Annotated in this window: 20 protein-coding genes and 2 pseudogenes; 5 read left to right on the forward strand and 17 right to left on the reverse strand. The window is 48.0% G+C overall.

Annotated elements, in window-relative coordinates:
- Positions 1 to 149 precede the first annotated feature (149 nt).
- Genes DESYODRAFT_RS16795 through DESYODRAFT_RS16815 form a run of 5 tightly spaced genes read right to left on the reverse strand, consistent with a single transcriptional unit; the run spans position 150 to position 5,464 of the window.
- Positions 150 to 1,454, reverse strand: coding sequence for an aspartate ammonia-lyase (locus DESYODRAFT_RS16795; protein WP_007784903.1), 1,305 nt, complete (start codon positions 1,452 to 1,454; stop codon positions 150 to 152).
- Positions 1,444 to 2,661: a [FeFe] hydrogenase H-cluster maturation GTPase HydF gene (gene hydF / locus DESYODRAFT_RS16800; RefSeq protein ID WP_007784904.1), complete on the reverse strand. Its 1,218-nt coding sequence runs from the start codon at positions 2,659 to 2,661 to the stop codon at positions 1,444 to 1,446. The genes DESYODRAFT_RS16795 and hydF overlap by 11 nt, the downstream gene beginning before the upstream one ends.
- A gap of 13 nt (positions 2,662 to 2,674) precedes the next feature.
- Positions 2,675 to 4,093, reverse strand: coding sequence for a [FeFe] hydrogenase H-cluster radical SAM maturase HydG (gene hydG, locus DESYODRAFT_RS16805; RefSeq protein WP_007784905.1), 1,419 nt, complete (start codon positions 4,091 to 4,093; stop codon positions 2,675 to 2,677).
- A 56-nt stretch (positions 4,094 to 4,149) separates the two neighbouring features.
- Positions 4,150 to 5,193 carry a [FeFe] hydrogenase H-cluster radical SAM maturase HydE gene (gene hydE / locus DESYODRAFT_RS16810; protein WP_007784906.1) on the reverse strand — a complete coding sequence of 348 codons (1,044 nt, stop codon included), beginning with the start codon at positions 5,191 to 5,193 and terminating at the stop codon, positions 4,150 to 4,152.
- Positions 5,174 to 5,464 (reverse strand): TM1266 family iron-only hydrogenase system putative regulator, encoded by a 291-nt coding sequence (locus DESYODRAFT_RS16815; RefSeq protein WP_007784907.1) that lies wholly within the window; start codon positions 5,462 to 5,464, stop codon positions 5,174 to 5,176. The genes hydE and DESYODRAFT_RS16815 overlap by 20 nt, the downstream gene beginning before the upstream one ends.
- 290 nt (positions 5,465 to 5,754) lie before the next feature.
- On the opposite strand from DESYODRAFT_RS16815, the pseudogene DESYODRAFT_RS27435 reads away from it, so the two are divergent.
- Positions 5,755 to 6,060: pseudogene (locus DESYODRAFT_RS27435) on the forward strand (IS1634 family transposase); the annotation flags it as partial.
- Between the two features lie 193 nt (positions 6,061 to 6,253).
- On the opposite strand, the gene DESYODRAFT_RS16820 reads toward DESYODRAFT_RS27435, so the two are convergent.
- Positions 6,254 to 6,802 (reverse strand): hypothetical protein, encoded by a 549-nt coding sequence (locus DESYODRAFT_RS16820; RefSeq protein ID WP_157137200.1) that lies wholly within the window; start codon positions 6,800 to 6,802, stop codon positions 6,254 to 6,256.
- 315 nt (positions 6,803 to 7,117) lie between these two features.
- On the opposite strand from DESYODRAFT_RS16820, the pseudogene DESYODRAFT_RS27440 reads away from it, so the two are divergent.
- Positions 7,118 to 7,432: pseudogene (locus DESYODRAFT_RS27440) on the forward strand (DUF3102 domain-containing protein).
- A 301-nt stretch (positions 7,433 to 7,733) separates the two neighbouring features.
- On the opposite strand, the gene DESYODRAFT_RS29990 reads toward DESYODRAFT_RS27440, so the two are convergent.
- Positions 7,734 to 9,398 (reverse strand): BclA C-terminal domain-containing protein, encoded by a 1,665-nt coding sequence (locus DESYODRAFT_RS29990; RefSeq protein ID WP_007784909.1) that lies wholly within the window; start codon positions 9,396 to 9,398, stop codon positions 7,734 to 7,736.
- Between the two features lie 1,193 nt (positions 9,399 to 10,591).
- Between DESYODRAFT_RS29990 and DESYODRAFT_RS27445 the strand changes: the two genes are divergently transcribed.
- Together DESYODRAFT_RS27445 and DESYODRAFT_RS26680 are read left to right on the forward strand one after the other, a co-directional pair.
- Positions 10,592 to 10,924: a type II 3-dehydroquinate dehydratase gene (locus DESYODRAFT_RS27445; protein WP_427854327.1), complete on the forward strand. Its 333-nt coding sequence runs from the start codon at positions 10,592 to 10,594 to the stop codon at positions 10,922 to 10,924.
- Positions 10,873 to 11,097 (forward strand): DUF3102 domain-containing protein, encoded by a 225-nt coding sequence (locus tag DESYODRAFT_RS26680; RefSeq protein WP_007784910.1) that lies wholly within the window; start codon positions 10,873 to 10,875, stop codon positions 11,095 to 11,097. Before DESYODRAFT_RS27445 ends, DESYODRAFT_RS26680 begins: the two co-directional genes overlap by 52 nt.
- 173 nt (positions 11,098 to 11,270) lie before the next feature.
- On the opposite strand, the gene DESYODRAFT_RS16845 is transcribed toward DESYODRAFT_RS26680, so the two are convergent.
- The 8 genes from DESYODRAFT_RS16845 to DESYODRAFT_RS16880 form a co-directional block, all read right to left on the reverse strand.
- Entirely contained in the window at positions 11,271 to 11,507 is a 237-nt protein-coding gene (locus DESYODRAFT_RS16845) for a Txe/YoeB family addiction module toxin (protein ID WP_042338734.1), read from the reverse strand.
- Positions 11,500 to 11,763, reverse strand: a complete 264-nt coding sequence (locus DESYODRAFT_RS16850; protein ID WP_007784911.1) for a type II toxin-antitoxin system RelB/DinJ family antitoxin — start codon at positions 11,761 to 11,763, stop codon at positions 11,500 to 11,502. The genes DESYODRAFT_RS16845 and DESYODRAFT_RS16850 overlap by 8 nt, the downstream gene beginning before the upstream one ends.
- A gap of 286 nt (positions 11,764 to 12,049) precedes the next feature.
- Positions 12,050 to 13,150 carry a GerAB/ArcD/ProY family transporter gene (locus DESYODRAFT_RS16855; RefSeq protein ID WP_007784913.1) on the reverse strand — a complete coding sequence of 367 codons (1,101 nt, stop codon included), beginning with the start codon at positions 13,148 to 13,150 and terminating at the stop codon, positions 12,050 to 12,052.
- A complete protein-coding gene (locus DESYODRAFT_RS16860; protein ID WP_007784914.1) occupies positions 13,143 to 13,367 on the reverse strand; it encodes a hypothetical protein in 225 nt (74 codons plus the stop codon). The genes DESYODRAFT_RS16855 and DESYODRAFT_RS16860 overlap by 8 nt, the downstream gene beginning before the upstream one ends.
- A 3-nt stretch (positions 13,368 to 13,370) precedes the next feature.
- Positions 13,371 to 14,498: a Ger(x)C family spore germination protein gene (locus DESYODRAFT_RS16865; protein WP_242833474.1), complete on the reverse strand. Its 1,128-nt coding sequence runs from the start codon at positions 14,496 to 14,498 to the stop codon at positions 13,371 to 13,373.
- 35 nt (positions 14,499 to 14,533) lie between these two features.
- Entirely contained in the window at positions 14,534 to 16,030 is a 1,497-nt protein-coding gene (locus tag DESYODRAFT_RS16870) for a spore germination protein (protein WP_007784918.1), read from the reverse strand.
- A 246-nt stretch (positions 16,031 to 16,276) separates the two neighbouring features.
- Complete coding sequence (locus tag DESYODRAFT_RS16875; protein ID WP_007784920.1) at positions 16,277 to 16,879, reverse strand: class I SAM-dependent methyltransferase; 603 nt, start codon at positions 16,877 to 16,879, stop codon at positions 16,277 to 16,279.
- A gap of 140 nt (positions 16,880 to 17,019) precedes the next feature.
- Complete coding sequence (locus DESYODRAFT_RS16880) at positions 17,020 to 17,886, reverse strand: LysR family transcriptional regulator (RefSeq protein ID WP_007784922.1); 867 nt, start codon at positions 17,884 to 17,886, stop codon at positions 17,020 to 17,022.
- Between the two features lie 120 nt (positions 17,887 to 18,006).
- Here DESYODRAFT_RS16880 and DESYODRAFT_RS16885 point away from each other — a divergent pair, with 120 nt between their 5' ends.
- Complete coding sequence (locus tag DESYODRAFT_RS16885) at positions 18,007 to 18,879, forward strand: DMT family transporter (RefSeq protein WP_007784925.1); 873 nt, start codon at positions 18,007 to 18,009, stop codon at positions 18,877 to 18,879.
- A gap of 152 nt (positions 18,880 to 19,031) precedes the next feature.
- Here the strand turns inward: DESYODRAFT_RS16885 and DESYODRAFT_RS26685 are convergent, their stop codons facing one another.
- The gene (locus DESYODRAFT_RS26685; RefSeq protein ID WP_007784927.1) at positions 19,032 to 21,560 is read right to left on the reverse strand and encodes a cell wall-binding repeat-containing protein; all 2,529 of its coding nucleotides are present in this window, start codon (positions 21,558 to 21,560) and stop codon (positions 19,032 to 19,034) included.
- 340 nt (positions 21,561 to 21,900) lie between these two features.
- Positions 21,901 to 22,395 (reverse strand): DUF6591 domain-containing protein, encoded by a 495-nt coding sequence (locus tag DESYODRAFT_RS16895; protein WP_007784929.1) that lies wholly within the window; start codon positions 22,393 to 22,395, stop codon positions 21,901 to 21,903.
- Positions 22,396 to 22,538 lie beyond the last annotated feature (143 nt).

Here is a 22,538-nt window from a genome sequence, read left to right on the forward strand (position 1 = left end):
GGGCAATTAACTGTACTTCCTGTAAATTCACAGCCTTCCCTTCGTATTGCCTCAGATTACTATGTTTTTTCGATATTCCCGTTTAAAAATCCGGCGGTTTTAAGATTGACTAATCCAGATTAGCCAGACTCAAAACCGCCGGATTTTAATCATTTCCCCGGTCCGCCTTTATGTAAATCCAGCATTTCCTTAGCCCGCCGGGGATCACCGCCGGATTTAGCAATAATTTCACTCACTTGATCATAGCCTAAGGCGGGAGTATAGGCGGCGGCAAAGGCCCAGGATGACTCCAGAAGCTCCCTGCACCTTTCGGCATTGGGCTTGATCAGCTCAATGCACCTGGTGCGAAACAGCTCCGCGGCATTGAGCAAAAGCCCCAGGCTTTCCAGGAGGGAATCGGCAATCAAGGGCAGGAAAGGATTCAGCTCAAATTCCCCGTGAGAAGCGGCGGCTGAAATGGCCCCGTCGTTGGCCATAACCCTCATGGCCACCTGCATCACCATTTCGGGAAGCACGGGATTTACCTTGCCGGGCATAATGGTGCTGCCCATTTGCAGGGGGGCCAGGGTTATTTCCCCCAGTCCCCCCCTGGGTCCCGAATTCATGAGGCGCAGATCATTGGCTATCTTCATGAGATTCACGGCCAGAGCCTTGAGCAGCCCCGATACCTCCACGAAAACATCGTTGTTCTGAGTCATATCCATGGGATACTCGGCCTGGGCCAGGCCGATTCCCGTTAATTCCCTGAGGACTTCAATCACTCCGAAGCGGTATTTCCGTTCTGCGTTGCTGCCGCTGCCCACGGCTGTTCCGCCCATGTTAACCAGCCGCAGCCTCTCTTCCACTTTGTACAAACGCCAGCGGTCCCTGGCCACGGCCTGGGCATAGGCGCCGAATTCCTGACCCAGGGTAATGGGCACCGCGTCCATCAGCTCCGTCCGGCCCAGCTTCACAATCCCGTCAAATTCATTCTCTTTGGCCTGGAGGGCCTGCTGGAGCCGGGCACAGGCTTCGCTGAGCTTTCTCAGCATCTCAATGGCCGCTATGCGCAGGGCTGTGGGGTAGACATCGTTAGTGGACTGGCCCCGGTTCACATCGTCCAGGGGATGGACAATGTCATAACGGCCCTCCACAAAGCCCAGCTCCCGGAGGGTGAGATTGGCAATCACTTCATTGACATTCATATGGGCGGAGGTCCCGGCCCCGCCCTGGAGGGCTTCCGTTACGAAGGAGTCATCGGCTTTGCCCTGGAGAATCAGGTCGCAGGCCCGGACCATCCCCTCATACACTCCCTCCCGGCCCACCCCCAGCTTCCGATAGGTCAGGGCCGCCGCCTTTTTGACGGTGACAAGGGCATAGACCAGCTGCAAATTCGTTTTTCGATGCTCAAGCTTAAAATTCTCCAGGGCCAGAGCGGTTTGGCTGCCGTAGAGTTTGCCCGCTTCACTGTCCATCGCCATCCTCCACCTCCGCCAGGATATGCGGGAACATGGCAATGCTTCGCTTTAAAATTCCCTGCATATAGGCAATGAGAATCCCGTAATTGGTGAAGGGCACTCCCTGGTCGGCGGCACACTGGCGGCGGTAATGCATTTCCCGCTCGTTGAGCATGCAGCCGCCGCAGTGCACGATCAGCCCGTAAGGGGAGAGATCGTCGGGGAATTCCGTCCCTGAGGTGAACCGGATATCCACTTGCTTTTGGGTGTAATTTTTTATCCAGCGGGGCAGCTTCACCGTGCCGATATCGTCGCACTGCCGGTGATGGGTGCAGCCCTCGGCAATGAGAATCCGCTCCCCCTCTGCCAGGGCGTCCAGGGCTTTGGCTCCCTTAACGGCAGCCTCCAGGGTCCCCTTGTACCTGGCGAAAAGAATGGAAAAGGAGGTCAGGAAAATATCCTGGGGTGTGTCTGCCGCCACCTTGGCAAAGACCTGGCTGTCGGTAATCACCAGCTTCGGCTTTTTGCCCAGGCCGGCCAGAGTTTCCCGCAGCTCAAACTCTTTAACGACAATGGCCGCGGCGTCGGCTTCCAGAATATCCCGGATGGTCTGCTGCTGGGGCAGGATCAGCCTGCCCTTGGGGGCCGCCTTGTCAATAGGGGTAACCAGCACCACAAAATCCCCGGGATTCAGCAGGTCTCCCACAATTTTCAGCTTGGCTTCCTCGCTGACCGCCAAGGCCCCGATTTTCTCCTTCAGTTTTTCTATATTATAGCCCGTCACCGCACTGACCCAGAGTTCATGCTCATTTCCGGGCTTTTCTTCTCCCATCAGGTCCGCTTTATTGTAGGCCACCACATAATTGATCTTTTTCCTGCCAAACAGAGCCAGCAGTTCTTCATCCTCCCGGCTTTTGCCGGCAACTGCGTCGATAACCAGCACCGCCACATCGGTTTTGTTAAGGACCTGACGGCTTTTCCGGACCCGCAGCTCCCCCAGGTCCCCTTCGTCGTCAATGCCGGGGGTATCGATAATCATGACCGGACCCAGGGGCAGAAGTTCCATGGCTTTAGAGACGGGGTCCGTGGTCGTGCCCCTGACCTGGGAAACCACAGCCAGGTCCTGGCCCGTGACGGCATTGACCAGGCTGGATTTGCCGGCGTTTCTCCTGCCGAAAAAGCCGATGTGAACCCGGTTGGCCGAAGGTGTTTCATTCAATCCCATGTTCATCAGCCTCCTAAAACCGGAAATCCCGGCTGCCACTCGCTATTTTCAGCAGGTTCTCCCGGGCGATCTCCCGGACCTTGTCCTTGGGAATGGCCGGAATTTCCTTTTGGATCAGGACTTCCCCGGTGGTTTTGGTGGCCTCTGAAGCGTAATCCTCCAGATATTCCTTGAGGGTCATCAGGGCATTGGGATGGCAGCAGTTCTGAATCTGCCCGCTTTTCAAAAGACTCATAAAGCGGTCGCCGGTTCGGCCCTCCCTGTAGCAGGCGGTGCAGAAGCTGGGAATAAAGCCTAAGTCCATCAGCCATTTCACCACCTCATCCAGGGTTCTGGTGTCGCTGACCTCAAACTGCCGGGAATCGTCGTCTTCCGCTTCCGGCTGGGCATAGCCCCCCACGCTGGTTTTGGAGCCGCCGCTGATTTGAGAAATCCCCAGCTTAAGGACCCGTTCCCGACATTCCTTGCTTTCCCGGGTGGAGACGATCATGCCGGTGTAGGGCACAGCCACCCGGATACAGGCTACCAGCTTGGCAAAGATATCGTCATTAATGCCGTTGGCAAAGGAGGAGGGGTCGATATCGTCAGCCTGGCGGATTCTGGGGACGCTGATGGTATGAGGACCGACGCCGAAAACCTCCTCCAGGTGCTCGGCATGCATAAGCAGGGCCGCGAATTCGTAGCGGTAGCCTTCAAGGCCGAACAATACCCCCAGGCCCACGTCATCAATGCCTCCCTGCATAGCTCTGTCCATGGCTTCCGTATGATAGGCATAATTGTGTTTAGGTCCTGTGGGATGCAGTTGTTCATAGCTTTCCTTGTGGTAGGTTTCCTGAAATAAAATATAAGTTCCGATCCCGGCGTCCCTGAGCTTTTGATAGTTTTCCACCGTAGTGGCCGCGATATTGACATTCACCCGGCGGATGGCCCCGTTTTTATGTTTTATGCTGTAAATGGTGTCGATGCACTCCAGTATGTATTCAATGGGATTGTGGACCGGGTCTTCACCGGCTTCCAGAGCCAGACGTTTATGACCCATATCCTGGAGGGCTATCACTTCCCTGCGGATTTCCTCCTGAGTCATTTTCTTCCTGGGGATGTGCTTATTTTTCAGGTGATAGGGACAGTACAGGCAGCCGTTGATACAGTAATTGGAGAGGTAGAGGGGGGCAAACATGACAATACGGTTCCCGTAAAAATCCTTTTTAATCTGCTCCGCCAAAGCGTAGATTTCCCGGTTTTTTTCCTCGTTCTCACAGTCCAGCAGAACGGCGGCCTCCCGGTGGGAAAGCCCCTGGCGCAATTTGGCTTTGGCGATGATCCTGTCGATGAGTTCCAGATTGTTTTTGTTCTTTTCCGCGTACTCCAGGGTGCTGAGGACTTCTTCATGGGCTATAAATTCTTCTGCTTGGGCTGATTTTGGATTATACATATTCAAAATTCCTTTCTTAGCGGGTCAGACAGGTCTTCCCCTTCAGTATTTGTTATTCAGAGGATGGATTTATGGTCGCCGCGGCTGACGGCTATTTTGTAGCCGATTCCCTCGATCCGCCCCTCCAGGCAATGCCGGCATTCCGCAGCTTCATCCCCGGTGCAGATTTTATTGTCATAGAGCAGGTATTTTCCCCTGACATCCCGGGGCGAGAGATTAGGCATGACCACATTTCCCCCGGCCCGGATGCCCAGTTCCCGCCCTTCAGGATGAATGGTGCCCAGGGCGGTGGTGGCCGGCAGTAGCACTGTGGGCAGGAGCAAGCGGATCAGGCCCATTAAAAATAAGACTAGCTCCAGGTCCCCCGCTTTTTCCCGGGCCAGGGGCGTGTCATGGTGAGGAATAAAGGGACCGATACCCACCATGTGGGGATTGAGTTCTTTGATGAACAACAGATCCTCAACCAGGCAATCCGTGGTCTGAAAGGGCGACCCTACCATAAAGCCGCAGCCCACCTGATAGCCGATCTCCTTCAAATCCCACAAACACTGTTTTCTGTTTTTGAGCAGCATTTTCGGAGGGTGCAGTCTGGCATAATGCTCCCCATTGGCCGTTTCATGCCGGAGCAGGTAGCGGTCCGCTCCCGCTTCAAAAAAAGCCCGGTAAGTTTCATAGCTTTTTTCGCCAAGGGAAAGGGTGAGAGCGCAATCGGGGTGATTCCTTTTAATGGAGCGAATAATATCCGTCATCCTCTCCTCCGTATAGTACCCGTCTTCCCCGCCCTGGAGAACAAAGGTGCGAAAACCCAGTTCATAGCCCGCCTCACAGCAGCCGAGGATTTCCTCCTTGCTTAAACGGTAGCGCTCCGCCTTAGCGTTGCTTTTCCGGATACCGCAATAGTAGCAGTCGTTTTTACAGTAATTCGTGAATTCTATCAGACCCCGGATATACACATCTTGGCCGTAGTTTTCAGCTTGTACCGCTCTCGCTTTGGCAAAAAGATAGTCGGAGAGCTGAGGCGAGCGGTTTTCCAGGAGTTCTTTTAATTCGGCGGCTTCCAATTCCCTTGTCTTATGCAGCTTATCGATCAGTTTTTTCATGAGATCCCTCATTTTCCCCCTTACCTGTTACTTTGGAATAGACCGCTTTGGTGCTGACTCCCGGCAGTCTGCCCAGCTTTCCCGACAGAGCGCTGATAACATCCTGGGGGGCGTCAACAGCCAGGCTGATGATACTGATGGCTTTTTCACGGTAGGGAATCCCCATTCTGCCGATAATGTACTGCCCGTAATTATGTAGAATCCCATTCAATTTTTCCACAGAGTCAATGTCCTCAACAATAATTCCGATAATAGCCACTCTTGTCTCCATACAATACCTCCTTCTGATTTAAAAATAACTTTTAAAAATAAAAAATACGCCGGAAAGGCGCAAAAAATCTCATAAAAGTTATGAAGCTTGCTCTGCCTTTCGCCTCATAACTTGTATTCAGCGTCAGTAAGATTTATAGTTTTCACTTTGCCGCAGGAAGATGCCTTTGGCTTAGATAATATTTATCATAATACCTTTTCAGATATTTTTCAATCTTTAGTTTATACTTATTTATTGAGAATTTCTTAGTTAATTTCAAATTGAGCTGCAAGTTCTCGCTTATAATAGGTCTTAAAAACACTTTGGATCTTTGGTCGATCTTCCACTGCACAGAAAAATGAATCTGTGGTCATATTATGCTTTGTTTTCTGGCCTTGGTTGTCCAAATTAAGTTTCAAAAACTACTTGAAGAAGCCAGAAGCGACTAAGGCTATACGGAAGCGATTCGATCTTTACGAAAGGTTAACATCGTAAAACTGAAAGTTAAAGATCATGAACACCTTGTGAGAACCGAAATCCACGGTGTAGCTAATATTGCTTTCAGAGCCGTAGGAGCGAAAATTCCAGAGAGAGTACAAACTGTACAAATCGTTTAGTATATTCCCGTAAAAAGGGAATTGTTCTCTATTAAATACCCCCTCTTGTGGCCGCGGAAGAAGATCGGCAATCATGATCCTTGGCAAGATTTTTACTGAAATTATCAATGAGATTAGAAATTCGATGATTTTGAGTCTGGTTAATCACCAGATTCACCAGACTCAAATCGCCGAATTTCTATTTTCTCTTAAATTAATGTTGTCTTTCAGCAATAATTACAAAAATATCATCGACCCATTCTTTATCATTCCAAATATTAGGGTCATCAATCTTGCTAATATCTCCTCTAACAATCCCATCAAGATAACTTGCATTACCTGCACTTTTAGAATACCAATCAGAAATTGATAGCTTTCCCTCTCTATTACTTATAATAAATTGATGTAACTCTCCAAACCCTCCAATATCTTGTTTAACACTTGCGATCATATCAATGAATGCATAGCTCTCATTTAAATGCCATTCTATATCCTTTAATCCAAAATTCAACTTTTTAACTCTATTAATAGATGCTTTTGATCCTGTTTCAATTTTTTGCAAAATGTACCTTTTAAAATTAGCATTATCTATATATGGCTCTAGATTCATTGTTTCCCTGCCAGTGGTAGCAAAATAGAATTCTTCTAAAAAAGATTCACACATTAAGTAAATTTCACCAAAATCCAAGTAAGTAAGTCCTATGTTTTCATCATTAATATGAAATTCTATTGGTGTATCTTTATCGTTATCTACAGAATACATCGAACTATCATTGACATTGCAGGATGTCAATAATAGCAACAACAATATTATTATTGGAAGTCTACGTATTATTCTCCTCACTCCTTAGCAACTCACCTTCACAGAAATCGAGTAGAAGCAAGCTTTTCTCCAACTGGCAATACGCCTAGAGTAGAGATCATGACTGGACCTGATCGAACAAATTACTCTATTCTAACAGTTAAATTAAACATTATACAGTTATGTAATACATGCTTATATCATATTATGAATGTGTGAGTATGTTAATATATAACTTAATTATTTTTTGCTTTACAATCTATTACTCGGCGAAACATGCTAACAGTCCGTCATTTTTTGTCGTTTTGTGTAGAATCCAGAAACCTTCCCGAAACGACAAGTTTCGCCGAGCATGGAGAATGGGGCAAGTGGCTGGAAGAGCCGGTGGATTTCTCCAAGCGCAGGGCCAATAAACTGATGCGTATCTTCATAGAGTACGGGGCAGGATAGCTTGTCTCCTCAAATTCGGATTCGAATCCGAATTTGAGGAGACAAGCTATCCTGCTTTTAGGTGTCCTAAAAGAGAAACGGGCGCAATTCATTCTCGATATGGATATTGAGGGAATGACAATCAGGAACTCAGGCAAGTGATCAATGAACGAACGCAGACCCGGCAGGGAAAAGACCGGACCCTGCAGGAGAATGAGGGCCTCCAGAAGACAGTGGCAAACCAATATACTTAGTTCTGCAAAAGGAGAAAAGACGGCTTCCGGCACTGCCAGTCGACGTCTTCTCTCCTTTTGCTGGCTGTGTTACTGCGACAGCCCCTTGAATCAGGTGCGGAACATTCCGAGCACTTTAAAAAATCATATACGATTATAAAGAGGGAAAGGTTCCAACATAATTCCTTGTTACCTTTCCCGATTCTCTATGATTTCTTAACGATTCTAGTTTATGATAACCTTATAATGTTTATAGTTGCTCCGGCAGAACCCGTTAAGAGAATCGCTGTAGCTGCTACTCCAAAAAACTCTACAGAGATAGTAGTATTTGCTGTAGCCGTTATAATAATATCCGCATAATAACTGGCCGTCGATATCAAGGGTAATATGGTTGCCGCTGCAACGTTGCTGCCATTTACAACCAACCGGGTTCCTACCAGTAAAGCTAAAGTGGTATTTGCCGCGTAAGAAATATAATATCTGCCCGCATTAGCCAGCGTAAAAATGGTATTTGACCCGTTTATTGTAATACCCGTTCCCAGGTTCTGCGCACTGGGGAAAGTAATCGTAGCTGGTGTAATAACAGTAACTACATACGAGGTACCTGTAGTATTTGCAGCAAAAGCAGAACTGGCACCAACTGCAGTTCCTGTGGAACCTGTAGCTCCGACATCACCTGTTGCACCTGTCGCTCCCGTAGCTCCGGCATCGCCTGTTGCACCTGTCGCTCCCGTAGCTCCTACATAGCCTGTTGCACCTGTGACTCCTGTAGCTCCTGCATCACCTGTCGCACCCGTGGCTCCTGTAGCTCCTGCATCACCTGTTGCACCTGTGGCTCCCGTAGCTCCGACATCGCCTGTTGCCCCTGTGGTTCCTGTAGCTCCGGCATCTCCTGTCGCACCCGTGGTTCCTGTAGCTCCGACATCGCCTGTTGCACCTGTGGCTCCTGTAGCTCCTGCATCACCTGTTGCACCTGTGGCTCCTGTAGCTCCTGCATCGCCTGTTGCACCTGTCGCTCCCGTAGCTCCAGCATCACCTGTTGCACCTGTGGCTCCTGTAGCTCCTGCATCACCTGTTGCACCTGTGGCTCCTGTAGCTCCTGCATCGCCTGTTGCACCTGTCGCTCCCGTAGCTCCTGCGTCACCTGTTGCACCTGTCGCTCCCGTCGATCCTGTGTCACCCATCGCCCCTGTGGCTCCCGTAGCTCCGGAGTCACCTGTTACCCCTGTAGCACCTGTAGCTCCAGCGTCACCTGTCGCCCCCGTGGTTCCCGTAGCTCCTGCATCGCCTGTTGCACCTGTCGCTCCCGTAGCTCCGACATCACCTGTTGCACCTGTGCCTCCCGTAGCTCCGGCATCACCTGTCGCACCTGCGCCTCCCGTAGCTCCGGCATCACCTGTCGCACCCGTGGTTCCTGTAGCTCCGACATCGCCTGTTGCACCTGTGGCTCCTGTAGCTCCGGTATCACCTGTTGCACCTGTGGCTCCTGTAGCTCCTGCATCGCCTGTTGCACCTGTGCCTCCCGTAACTCCGACATCACCTGTTGCACCTGTGCCTCCCGTAGCTCCGGCATCACCTGTCGCACCTGTGCCTCCCGTAGCTCCGGCATCACCTGTCGCACCCGTGGTTCCTGTAGCTCCGACATCGCCTGTTGCACCTGTGGCTCCTGTAGCTCCGGTATCACCTGTTGCACCTGTGGCTCCTGTAGCTCCTGCATCGCCTGTTGCACCTGTCGCTCCCGTAGCTCCAGCATCACCTGTTGCACCTGTTGCTCCTGTAGCTCCAGCATCACCTGTTGCACCTGTTGCTCCCGTAGCCCCGGCATCGCCTGTTGCACCTGTCGCTCCCGTAGCTCCGACATCGCCTGTTGCCCCCGTGGCTCCTGTAGCTCCCACGTCACCTGTTGCACCTGTGGCTCCTGTAGCTCCCGCGTCGCCTGTCGCACCTGTCGCTCCCGTAGCTCCCGCGTCGCCTGTCGCACCTGTCGCTCCCGTAGCTCCCGCGTCGCCTGTCGCACCTGTCGCTCCCGTAGCTCCCGCGTCGCCTGTCGCACCTGTCGCTCCCGTAGCTCCCGCGTCGCCTGTCGCACCTGTCGCTCCCGTAGCTCCGCGTCGCCTGTCGCACCTGTCGCTCCCGTAGCTCCCGCGTCGCCTGTCGCACCTGTCGCTCCCGTTATACTTTCAGAGCCGATTCGATCTAACTCCGCTGGTAACACACGATGTGCTGCCACCAACCTCCCATCTACATCTTTACCCCAGGCAGATATTTCTACTGCATCTGAGTTTGTAATAAACTGAAACTCAAATACATTTAAATTTGCAAAATAGTTTCTTTCCGTGACTTCTCCAACTCCTAAAACAAAGTTTTCCAAGACATACATAGTCTTTGTTACCCCTGTCACGAAATACCCCATTATTGAAACCTCGACTGGTGCTGAATCATCATTAGATATTTTTATTGTAAATATCACAGTTGGTCGTAAGCCGCCAACAGGGGGATTTTCAATCAATCCGGTAGTTAATTCGAACATAGAAAATTCTCCTCATATTTATAAATTTATTACCTAAAGTTTTGCACTCCTCTAAACGCCTGATCGAATAACCATAATTTTGGAGCATGTTTCCAATTTACTTTGACGAGTTTCCCCATGCCAACGCTCCATTTTATTTGATTTTTTTAGTTTTTTTATTACTTTTTTAACTGAGATTTTCAGGTGTTTTGATAAGTGCAAAACTTCAGCAAAATATTGGCATTTTACATATACTATTAAACTTGTTCACCATTTGTTAAGTTGGTGAATTGATTGCTATTTTCTTGATGATAAGCTTATTCACAATAGAGAGAGGACTTCCTAGCAGAAGTTAAGTTGGCTTGTAACCCCAAAGGCCATGGCTTTCGTTCCAGGCGGGCGAAACCATGGCCTTTTTGAATAGCCAAAACAAACTATATACTTCACCATCTGCAGTCAGAGATACACAGAAGGAACGAGATTAAGACCCTGGGTTCAAAAACGTAGACACACGTTGATTTGTTCACTAGAGCCTCTAGCCCTTGAGTCGCAAGGATTTGAGGCTTTGCGGGAATTCCGATCCGGGTAGAGCAGACCAACTTCGGAGGAGAGTTAATTCAGTGGATTTATAGTATGGGGCCGGATTACTTTTTAATTATTAATCCTGGCACATGGACTCATCACAGCTATGCTGTTCAGGATGCTATAATCAGTGTTCAGGTGCCAGCTATCAAGGTTCATTTATCCAATATCCATACTCAGCGAAACATGCTAACGGACTGTAATTTTTTGTCGTTTCGCGTAGGATCCAGGAATCTTCACAAAACGACAAGTTGTGCCGAGCATGGAGAATGGAGCAAGTGGCTGGAAGAGCCGGTGGATTTCTCCGAGAGCAGGGCCACAATAAACTGATGCGTATCTTCATAGAGTACGGAGCAGGACAGCTTGTCTCCTCAAATTCGGATTCGAATCCGAATTTGAGGAGACAAGCTGTCCTGCTTTTAGGTGTCCCAAAAGAGGAACGGGCGCAATTCATTCTCGATATGGATATTGAGACAATGAAAATCAAGGGAAACTCTCACTGAAAAAGGTATAGTTGCTCTGCCCTACATAGACGCCGGGACTGACCCTTTTCAGCCCTTCTCTCCCTGCGGTTCCCTGAGCGAAATCTACGTCAAGGGCGCTGTTCAGGCAGGGATTCTTCCCAATAAAAAACCAGCTGAAAAACCGGCTATTTGTCACCGTAATGGTTGCGGCATTAGGCTATTTCTAATTGTCCGCCTTTGATGCGATATACAAGCCGGTTTGTTTCGTCAATCCTCCGGCTCCAAAAACCCGCAAGGCTGTAGGACAGAGCTTCCGGCTTTCCTATACCGTTGTTGCCGTTGCGGTCAATGTCCTGTATTAGCTGGTTAATCCGCTTCAACGTCTTTTTGTCCTGCGTTTGCCAATAAAGGTAGTCTTCCCATGCTTCATCAGTCCATATCTTATTCATCGTCTGTCTCTATCAACTCATGCGCCGTACCTTTACCGGCCTCAAGCTGGACGATAGACTTCATTAACCGCGCTTGGTTTGCTTCTCCGTAAAACGGGTCGGCGGTGATTTCGAAAGGTATTTTCCCCTGCCGAACAACCGCCTTTGTGAAAATAGTAAAGGCTGTGGTCATATTCAAGCCCATGGATTCAAAAAGTATTTCCGCTTGCTTTTTTAGGTTTTCATCCATGCGAATAGTAATGCTCGTTGTTGCCATAGTAACGCCCCCTTTCCGCACTAACATTGTGCGCATATTCGTTTACATTGTCAATACATAGTATGCATAATCTGCAAATACTATACTGCTGGGGCAAATATTTTTTCTAAGCTGTAGAGGTGCTATTCTTTTTCAAACCTCCATTTCGTTTGTTACAGGAATTCCTTCTGATATTCAAAAAAGCCTTTTGCAAAAAACTTCCACCCCATGAGAGATACAGACATCTACGATCCCGGAGCCATTGCCATAAAAAAGGCAATCACAACCAAATCTATCACTTCCAGGTTCAATATCTTCTTCCTGTTTGCAATTGCCCCGTTCTTACTCTTATTTCAGCAATAACAAGGAGGATTACAGGTAAAATCACCTGAAACGGAAGGGCATAATAAGGATATAGCGAAGCAAAAAAGACCATGTCCATAATATTTTCATAAATGATATAGGCAAAGAAAACCATTAAAAGACCGGTCTGAACCACAACTGACCTGTAACTTTTCAGCCCAAATAACTTGCTGATTCCTATACAGGTGACATACAAACATACACTCACTTTTATAAATGCAGTAATTATAAATGTGGTAGCAACAGAAACTTCAATTCTCTGGATAAACTCACCAATACTTATCCGGCCTACTTCAACATAAAGGGGAAAATAAATCTCGCCCACAATATCACCGCCTAGAACCAGCAGATTCCTTAGGGTAAGCAGAACACCAATTGCCCCGAAGATAAACAGTCCCGAAAAATAAACCCTGTAAATTGACTTATCGGTCTTCAAAGCGGAAAAAACAGCCAGGAAAAGTACCGTTTCCGCAAGGGGAAAGGAAAAAATATTAAAACCACTGTTTAGGACAGGAGAAATCCCGTCATACATTACCGGTTTGAGATAGGCAAAATTCAAATATGGAATGACAAGCAAGGTCGTTATCAACATGATAATAATAACGATTGGGAAGAAAACCTTGCTGCAGCGCCCCAGAAGCTCCACTCCTGCCATGACCACCCAAATACATAAGAAACCAACAAACAGCATGGGCAAAAGCATTGGCGTGTCCGGTATGGCCACCGTGTTCATGAATTCGCCAAGATTTCTGATAACCATTGCTCCCAGATGCAGCGGATACCAAATATACACCAGCGCTGCTATTTTTCCTAAAACATTGCCAAAAACCATTTTCAGAATATCAAATATATCCATTCCTTTAAAAAGCGAGAGCAGCCTGGCGTAGATAAAGATCATGGGCACCGCCATAGTCATTCCAACAATAACGGCAATCCAGGCATCACTCTTGGCCCCTGGGGCCAATCCCATAAACAGATTGCTGCCGATCATAAACAAGATTAACAGGTAAACCCCTTGTTTATGGGTAATCATTTCCTTATTCATAACTAACCTGCTTCCCAATGATTAAAGTTATTAAATTCTTGATTGGATAGGCCGGGCTGGGTATGGACACATCAAAGCTGATTAAGAGGGCGATCCCCAAGGTAAACAGGGTAAGGGCCATATTCACCCCAAAATCCCGCCAATGCTTTTTCCTGTATAAAGGAATCAAGTCCAAGTAGATAATCACTGCGTAGGCCAAAATGACTATAGCAACCATATCTTAATCTCCAATTCTCAGGGGTTGAGAGAATGTGGAACTGTTTTTGATGGTAATTTCCGGATAGACGGAAACCTTCACATCCTTAAATTTATCGTCCCACATTGTCCCGACTTTTTTCCAGGTACCTGGCATATCCTCTTTAACTTTAGCTCCAAACCCGAAGATATCGCTGTTGTATTTCGTTTGTACTGCTTTGACTACATTTTCAATACTCTTTCTCATAGTCTCTTCGGCACTTTGCTCCAGCCTAAGTCTCCCGGGTTCATCGATATAGTTTTCCGTGCCTTCGATCTCATCCAGGGCAACCGTAGTTTTAATATCGATGGTGATTTCCACATTGCCATCCTTCTCAACAGGTTTTAGCTTCGTCGTATTATCGAATATTTTTAACGAAACTTTTGGGCTGTTTGCACCGTCCCCATTCTGGACCAGTGACCCGCCAAACACCTTGTTTTGAATAAAAAGCAAATCTTTCGTGTCATCGTCATTTAATAAGCCAACCAGCTTATCTTTTTTAAATACAGCCGTTCCCATCACCGAAGGCAAGGTTCTGCTATTTACTTTCTTAAGCGACACCACCGGAAGGACCGCCGAAATCCCGTCTCCGCCTAACTCGCTGATCAACTTCCATAACTCTTTCTCCGGGGCATTGGCTATCCTTTTTTCATTTTTCAACACCTTATCCAGTTCAAAGGAAATGATTTGATCCGTTTTGCTTCCGGTTTCCAGTATTTCTTGGGCAGTGCTTTCCTTGGATACCAGAACTTCAATATCCTCCCTGAGCTCCACATTCCTGGCTAACCAATCAATAACTTTTACTGCCCCCTCTTTCGCTACATCTTGGCTTAAAATAGCGACCCTGGCATGAGCAACATACAATTCTTTCCCGGAAATAGAATCCATATTCTTTTTGGCGTCAGACAGCGTATCGCCTGCCACGGTAATAGTATTGGAAACCATGTTTGCTTCTCTGCCACCCTTAATATCTACGGTTTCGACGGTTAACAGATATTGATCACCGGTCTCGCTTTTGTCGATGGCCAGCCCTGCCACAACCCTCAGCATATCGATCTCCCGGTAGTTCCAGCAACCCGCTAAAAGCAGGGCATTAGTTAAAATCAAGATCAAAAATAGAATTTTACACCTATGTTTCATGGATCTGCTTACCTCTGTTTTCTATGATCTGCGTCATGATTCTCCGCGACCGAGACCCTGGGGCGAAAATACACTTGCCGCCAGGGTACTCTGATAACCGTATCTTTGATGTTAGCCTCATCAAAGGAAGTAGTCCCCAGCAGATAGGGGACGCCATAAGAGCGCATCCCCATAAAATATATAACCAGTCCGATCAAACCGAAGATAACTCCGTACAAACCCATAAGAAAGGCCAGAAGTAAAAATACCATCCTGAGAATTATAGGAAAGCTTTTAAACTTTACGGTCAAGAGCGCCGTAATTCCGGTCAAGCCGCTGACGATAACCATGGGGGCGCTGATAAATCTTGATTCAATTGCTGCTTCCCCCAGGATCAATGCCCCCACAATAACTACGGTCTGTCCGATTGGCGCAGGCATTCTCGTCCCGGTTTCCCTCAGTATTTCGAACAAAAAACCCATGATCACAGCTTCCACGATGGTCGGAAAAGGCGTGCCTTGCCTGGCAGCTGTAATACTTAATAAAAGGGGTGTCGGGATCATCTCCTGGTGAAAGGTTGTCAGGGATACATAAATTGCCGGGAGAAGAATTGCTAAAAACATACCAATCATCCTAAAGCTCCTGCTGACCGACGCAAACAGGGATTCGTTATAGTAATCTTCATCGGCATGAAAATATTCAACAAACAAAAACGGCAGGGTAAGCACAAAGGGGCTTCCGTCAACGACAACTGCAATCCTTCCTTCCAGCAGTTTTCCGGCCACATTATCCGGACGTTCAGTGGAAGCTACAGTTTCCAAAAGCGACAAGGGAGCATCTTTGATGAGTTCCTGGATATAGCCGGAATCCAGAATTCCATCAATTTTGATCTTATCCAGCCGGTGCATCAATTCCTGAAGAACTTTTTCGGAGGCCAACCCTTCAACATAGCAAATGCAAATTTTGGTCTTGGTGGTCAAGCCTAATTCTTTAAACTGAAACTTCAAATTTGGATTTTTGATTTTCCGGCGGATTAAAGACAGGTTTGTGATTAAAGACTCGACGAAACCTTCTCTCGGTCCGCGCACGACCCGCTCAGCCAGCGGTTCATCGATGGGCCTGGTCTGCCAGCCTTTGCTGCTGACAATCAGGGCCTTCTTGTAACCCTCCACCAATAAAACAGTATCCCCATTGATTGCGGAACCCACCAGATCGTAAATATCGGCGGATTCTTTGACATCACTGGAGGGGATCACTTTATACTGTAATTCTTCCAGCAGGTTGCCGTTCGAAATCTCTTCCTTTAAATTCCCGCCCAAAATAGGCTGAATAATATTCTCATGGATCACTTCAGTATTGACCATGCCATCAATGTAGATAACGCAGCAGGCTGCAGCCTTTAAATACTTATTCTGAAACTTCCTGACAATCAACGTATCATCATTCGTAAAAATGTCTTTGAATAGTTTGATGTTTGCCTCAAGGTCTGGGGTTAATTTTTTCTCATCTTTCTTGCGAAAGAACATAGCTTAACACTTCCTAATTTGGATTAGACACCTTATTATGTGATATTATGTATTTTGTTATGCGTGAGCCCCATCTCCGGGGAAATTGAGCAAGCATTATCCTCATAAGAAAAAATCCCGTGAACCACTCGTCCACGGGAATAACCAAGTTCAAAAGCATTTTTCATCAGTTCAAGATTCAACCAAGCAGCGCCAATGAGTACGGACAAGTCCAAGCCAAAAGACTGGACTTGTCCGTCTTAAAACTTATTTCTGTGAATTAAGTATAAATAATGATGCATCATGATTCATGAATAGTTTACTTCCAGTATAAAAAGTCTTGGATTGAATTTCTTTAAATCCTATTTTAGTCATAAGCTCCCTAAGTTCTGCCTGATCAAAGCCGTTATGAACCATATCTGAGACTACTTCTTCATTTTTATTAAAATCGACGATTATTAAATGCCCTCCTGCATTTAAAACATCATATAATCTCGATAAAATTAACTCCACATCATTAATATGCAGCAAAACCTGAGCCATAAAAATATAATCTGCCTGTAAATCCAATAAACTTTCTTTTTCGAAATCGAAACATAAGGTATCTACATTTTGAAGATTAAAGTCAATAATCTTTTGTTTTATCTGATCAATCATATTCTGAGATGTATCCAAAAAAAGCATAGACTTGAAATCCTTTAACAAGTTCATTCCAACAAGACCGGTTCCACATCCAAAATCAATAGCACTCTTATGATCAGCGTCGACCGAGTATTCACGAATAGCATCTGACATTAACTTGGCCATTTGAATTCTTTCCAAGGTGTCATATCTATCAGCCATCCTATCAAAGATATCGGTATTCCCCATCTTTAATTCTCCCATCTGTTTTATAGTTGCTTTTTTATTTTGGCCATCTCCTTCAGCAACAGACACGAAAATGGAATTGCTCTAATGAAAAGGCTGCCATTGAGACTGCCGCACAAGGGGGGTAAAGCAGGTACGTCTCTTTATCGATATTGTAAATAATCCATAAACCGTTTGACAGCTAAGGATGCGGTTTTTTTATCCCGCAGAGCAAGACCGATCTGGCGATAAGCGGGTGTATCCAGTTCTTTTGCCACAATGCGATAAGGGACTCGCTTTAAGATAAGCTGCGGCAGTATGCTAATGCCCAGACCACTTTCTACCATAGACATAATGGCGTAATCGTCCCAAGTGGTGAAATGTACCTTTGGGGTTACATTGCAGCGCTCAAAAATCTCTGAGACTTCAGCCTTCGCACCCTTTTCCAGCAGCATAAACGGGTCGTTGCACAGGGCTGTAACCGGGAATCGTTCACAATTCGCCAAAAGATGGTTCTCCGGTAAAATGACCAGCAACTTATCCTGTTCTAAAAAAATGGTTTCTAAATCCGGGTGGGTAGGCAACCGCAGGAAACCGCAATCCACACGCCCCTCCAAAATCCAATCTTCAATTTCCGTATAATCGCCTAAAAGCAATTCATAGTCGATGTTTGGGTAAACCTTTTGAAATTCTTTGATGATGTTCGGCAGCCAGTGTGTTGCCACACTGGAGAAGGTGCCGATGCGAATCAGACCGGATTGCAGCCCGTTTAGTTCGTCTACTTGCATTTGCAGCTTCTGATATTCACTACAGACGCTTTGGGCGTAGGGCAGCAGCTTCAAACCATCGGAGGTCAGGCGCACCCCGGCACGTCCGCGTTCCAATAGAGATACTCTCCATTCCTTTTCCAAATCGTTAATCATGCGGCTGATGCCGGATTGTGAATAAGACAACGCTTCGGCGGCCTTTGTAAAACTGCCATACTCAACGGTTTTGATAAACGCCATATATTTTTGAATGTTCATATCCATACAGCGCCACCCTCTTAGTATCTGTTTTAATCATCTTATCTATGCTAAATATTCGTTTTTGTGATTGATGGAGATATGGTACACTATATTCACAAATAGTTCAAGAAAAAGAGTATGCTTATGAAATATACATATTTGAAGTACCTTCTTGCGCTGTTGCTATTTGGTTCCAACGGAATCGTAGCCAGCCACATTTCGCTTACCAGTTATGAAATCGTATTGCTGCGGACGCTGATTGGCAGTCTTTTGTTGATTGCGATTTTTATGCTGACGAGAGGAAAACTGACGTTTTGGCAACACAAGCGGCAATTCTTATTTCTGGCCATATCCGGCATAGCGATGGGCGCAAGTTGGGTATTTCTCTACGAAGCCTATCAACAAATCGGTGTCAGTATCGCATCTTTGGCTTACTACTGCGGACCGGTTATTGTAATGGTGCTTTCTCCGCTTCTGTTCCGTGAAAAATTGACCCCGCCGAAAGTGGCAGGATTTATAGTGGTCTTATGCGGGATATTTCTCGTCAATGGTCAGGCGTTTCAGGGGGACAAAACCGGATGGGGATTGTTCTGCGGGGGAATGTCTGCTGTAATGTATGCATTTATGGTAATTTTTAATAAGAAGGCTAAGAATATCACAGGCTTGGAAAACTCTATGCTTCAACTTTTCATCAGCTTTTTGACCGTTGCGACATTTGTTGGATTAAAGCAGGGGTTTGTATTAACGGTGGCGAGCAGGGATTGGGTGTCAATTTTGATTCTCGGTCTTCTCAACACAGGTATCGGCTGCTATTTCTATTTTTCTTCGATTGGTCATTTGCCGGTGCAGACAGTGGCAATCTGCGGCTACTTGGAACCGCTGTCGGCTGTTATCTTTTCTGTCCTGCTTTTGCAGGAGACGATGCAGGCTATTCAAATCCTTGGTGCTGTCCTGATTATCGGCGGAGCGGTATTGGGAGAATATGCAGCTCATAAGACTGTGCTGCGTAAATATTAAAATATCGCTTTTCTTAACCATATGAACCGTGGATATGTTGACGAGTCAGACAGCAGAATAAGCTGTCTGACTCTGTTTTTGCCCGGATCTTTTTCAGCCGAATTTAGTTTAAGCTCTCTATTCGTCGTTTCCTTAACTGCGTCTTTTCTCTTTCAATCCAATTCCAGCAGCGTCCTGACCGCCTCCCAGGTGGTCTCGGAAACCACCGCCGGGCCGCCAAAAACGCTGACCTCCCTGACGTTTCCTTTCGCTGATTTAAGCAATTGCTCCTGTTCAGCCGTCAAACCCCTGGGATTCTGGCCTTTTCCGGCCTCCCCCGTCAGGATCAGCCAGGCGTTAGTTTGAGCCGCTACTGCCGCGCCCGCCAGGGCATCGGCAAAGTCCTTGCCTGTGGCAGCATATACTTTCTCCGGATTGGGCTGCAGTGCTTGCAATACTTCTGCATTAGTGGCATAGCAGTCCGCTCCCCCATACCGTTGGGGGTCAGGCACCAGGGACTCCAGCCGGTTGGGGACCACCGCCGGCCCTCCAACCAGAATGGTCCGCGTGACCTTCAGTTCGGCCAAAGCCTTTGCTGTTTCTTCCGGCAGCCGATCCGCGGTACTATCCGCGTAGAGAATAGGCACTCCGTGATAGCCGGCCCAGGAAGAAATGGAAAGAGTATCTGGGAAGGTCGTTCTGTATTTGTCCCCATTGACCAGCACGGCCTGGCCGGTTTTACCTTCCAGCTTTCCGGCGATCACATAAGCCGTGTCATAGTGAGTCCGGCCATAAATCCGTTCCACTTCAAGGCCGTCGGCTTTCAGGGTATTCTCAACTTCCGGTTTCACAGCCCCTGGTCCACCGATAATGATAACTTTTTTTGCGCCCAGCTCTTTGATTTCATTCAGAACTTCTTCCGGGAGATTGCCGGGCGGAGTGAGAAGAAGGGGAGCATTGTACTGTTTGGCCAGCGGCACGGCCGGCAAGGCGTCCACAGAGCTATCCCCCCGGGTCAGAACAACGGTGTCCGCCCCTTTGCCGAAATAGGCTTTGCTGATCTTTATCGCCGTCTGGTAACGATCCTCGCCGAAGATGCGGGTGGACTGCCCTATTACGTTTTCACCTGTTAATCTCCCCTCGGTGAAGACATAGTCTGAGCAGCGGGACTGGCGAATTGTGACCGTCCCGTCCGTTCCCACCACCGCGGACTGAACGTATTCCAGCTGCCCGTTGGCTTCATTATAGTAATAGTAGTAAAGGGTTTGGCCCTCATAGGAAGTTCCCACATTAAAGGTGATGGCTGCTTCCGCAGGCAGGGGGCCACTGTGGTTATAGCTGACTACGAGGGTCAGGCTGCCCTCCGCCAGGTCCGCAATTGCGCCGTAATTAGGTCCGGCGTTCATCTGAAGTCCGAAATCGTACTCTGTCTGTCCGGGCACCGCCTGCATGGTTCCTTGGGCAAAGGTAATGGTATATTGATCGCCCTGGATGACCACCGCGCTCTCCTGGTTGGCCTTGATCAGGTTATTGGTTTGGGTCGGGGAAACTCTGGTGGCGTTGGGAGCCAGGTCAACCGTAACCTGGTCGCCCCCAGTCGCGATGGATGGATTGGGAACATATCCAGCCGAAGTATTATTTGTGCCGCTCGAACCGCCGTCATTTCCTCGGCCACCTCCGCCACCGGAAGCTGTTACCGCCAGATTATTGGTATAAGCGGTCCGTCCGTTGCAGCTTATCTCCACCGGCTGATTGTGGTGACCCGCCACCGAAAGTGCGGTCCCCTGAGCCGGATTAGCGGTAATATCCATGTAGCTGAAATCCTCATAGCCTACTTCTAAGGTTGACTCGTCGTTATAGGTCAGAGTCACCACCAGACCGCTTAAGTCCAAACTCTGCCCGGCAGTGTAGGTTAGATCGGCCGGTTGGGTTTTAACGGTTATGCCGGTTACCTGCCGGCCTGTCGATGCTGTCACCGTCAGGTTATCCGTGAAGGCCGTCTGTCCGTTGCAGCTTACCTCCACCGGCTGATTGTGGTGGCCCACCACCGACAGCACGGTCCCCTGGGCTGGATTGGCAGTGATATCCATGTAGCTGAAATCCTCATAGCCTACTTCTAAGGTTGACTCGTCATCATAGGTCAGGGTCACCACCAGGCCGCTTAAGTCCAGACTCTGCCCGGCGGTGTAGGTTAGATCAGTCGGTTGGGTTTTAACGGTTATGCCGGTTACCTGCAGGTCTGCCGGTTCTGTCACCGTCAGGTTATCCGTGTAGGCCGTCTGTCCGTTGCAGCTTACCTCCACCGGCTGATTGTGGTGGTCCGCCACCAACAGCACGGTCCCATGGGCCGGATTGGTGCTGATGTCCATGTAGCTGAAATCCTCATAGCCTACTTCTAAGGTTGACTCGTCGTCATAGGTCAGGGTCACCACCAGGCCGCTTAAGTCCAGACTCTGCCCGGAGGTATACTCCAGATCCGTTGGCTGAGTCTTCATGGCTATATCGATTACTGTCGAGGAAGCGATGCCATCCTCAAGTAAAGAAAAGTAGAAAATTTCCTCGCCGTCAATGCCTGTCTCTTCCATCCCGGCACCGGTAATCGTCGGCTCCGCCGCCAAGGCCGCTCCCGGCCACAGCGCCAGCAGCATGGCCAGAGCCAGAACAAGGGCAAGTCCCTTGCTTTTTCTTGAATAACTTATCACAATAATGCTCCTTTCTTTGTTCCTGTCTTCCTCCACTTATCCTATTTTTCGGCTTCTAATGCACCCAACGGCTTTCTGTACCTCCTCTGCCAAAGGAGAGGCATATTTTCCATGGGTTCAGTTAAAGCCCAGACCCACAGCTTACATATTTGACACTATGATTTTGGCAAGGGAGATCAATTGCACTTCATTGAGCAGCCACTTCCCCTCTTCATCCCTGGCCAAAACCTGGGTCATCACGCCGGTCCCGCCAGCATTATGGCGATCCTCACAGATTCCTTCCTTTTTAATTTCATTGTTTTCCCACCTCTAACAACTTAAAATTTGGCTTTCGAGAAATTTATTGTTGCGTTTTGATCGCGGTAAGGCTTAACTGCTCTTCTTCATGGTTATAGCCGAGCTGGATGTTGATACCCTGGCCGTTATCGGCCAGATAAATGCTGTTGATATCGTCGCTGTATGCCGCTTTGTCACCGGAAAAACCCGCAGCCCGGATCACGGCGAGATAATCTTCCACGTCATTCTCCCTCACCTCCTGGAGGATGATGTTGCAGGACTTATCATCATTGTAGACGTAAGCTACCCTTCCGCAGGCCATGGCGGGGATTTCCCTGCCCACCTTATCCGTGGGCCATTTATTTTCCCCAACGATCAATTGGCTGCCGTCTTTTCCCGTAACGCTCACTTTATCGCCTTCGATGTCCAATTTCGATCCGGTGGTATTTTCAAAGATCTTCTCGGCGGCCTTTTCCGTCGCCGCTTCCGCCGGGCTTTTGCAGCCGGCAAGGGAAGCGGCCAATGCAACGGTCAGGATAAAAATCAGCACTTTCTTCATATCTTTTTTCTCCTCTCCTTCCTGTTTCACCCGCTTTGCAGGTTCTTGTTTTGATCCGTTGCTTCTTTTCCCTTACTGCCCTTTCGTTCCGACACCATCTTACCCTACGGCTATGAAAAAAATATGAAATGAAACTATTAGGA

The sequence above is a fragment of the Desulfosporosinus youngiae DSM 17734 genome (assembly GCF_000244895.1).
Taxonomy (GTDB): domain Bacteria; phylum Bacillota; class Desulfitobacteriia; order Desulfitobacteriales; family Desulfitobacteriaceae; genus Desulfosporosinus; species Desulfosporosinus youngiae.

Coding starts and splice junctions, on each gene's coding strand:
- DESYODRAFT_RS16795 (WP_007784903.1), bottom strand. CDS start 1,454: ATGGACAGTGAAGCGGGCAAACTCTACGGCAGCCAAACCGCTCTGGCC.
- hydF (WP_007784904.1), bottom strand. CDS start 2,661: ATGGGATTGAATGAAACACCTTCGGCCAACCGGGTTCACATCGGCTTT.
- hydG (WP_007784905.1), bottom strand. CDS start 4,093: ATGTATAATCCAAAATCAGCCCAAGCAGAAGAATTTATAGCCCATGAA.
- hydE (WP_007784906.1), bottom strand. CDS start 5,193: ATGAAAAAACTGATCGATAAGCTGCATAAGACAAGGGAATTGGAAGCC.
- DESYODRAFT_RS16815 (WP_007784907.1), bottom strand. CDS start 5,464: ATGGAGACAAGAGTGGCTATTATCGGAATTATTGTTGAGGACATTGAC.
- DESYODRAFT_RS16820 (WP_157137200.1), bottom strand. CDS start 6,802: ATGTATTCTGTAGATAACGATAAAGATACACCAATAGAATTTCATATT.
- DESYODRAFT_RS16845 (WP_042338734.1), bottom strand. CDS start 11,507: ATGAATAAGATATGGACTGATGAAGCATGGGAAGACTACCTTTATTGG.
- DESYODRAFT_RS16850 (WP_007784911.1), bottom strand. CDS start 11,763: ATGGCAACAACGAGCATTACTATTCGCATGGATGAAAACCTAAAAAAG.
- DESYODRAFT_RS16855 (WP_007784913.1), bottom strand. CDS start 13,150: ATGAATAAGGAAATGATTACCCATAAACAAGGGGTTTACCTGTTAATC.
- DESYODRAFT_RS16860 (WP_007784914.1), bottom strand. CDS start 13,367: ATGGTTGCTATAGTCATTTTGGCCTACGCAGTGATTATCTACTTGGAC.
- DESYODRAFT_RS16870 (WP_007784918.1), bottom strand. CDS start 16,030: ATGTTCTTTCGCAAGAAAGATGAGAAAAAATTAACCCCAGACCTTGAG.
- DESYODRAFT_RS16875 (WP_007784920.1), bottom strand. CDS start 16,879: ATGGGGAATACCGATATCTTTGATAGGATGGCTGATAGATATGACACC.
- DESYODRAFT_RS16880 (WP_007784922.1), bottom strand. CDS start 17,886: ATGGATATGAACATTCAAAAATATATGGCGTTTATCAAAACCGTTGAG.
- DESYODRAFT_RS16885 (WP_007784925.1), top strand. CDS start 18,007: ATGAAATATACATATTTGAAGTACCTTCTTGCGCTGTTGCTATTTGGT.
- DESYODRAFT_RS16895 (WP_007784929.1), bottom strand. CDS start 22,395: ATGAAGAAAGTGCTGATTTTTATCCTGACCGTTGCATTGGCCGCTTCC.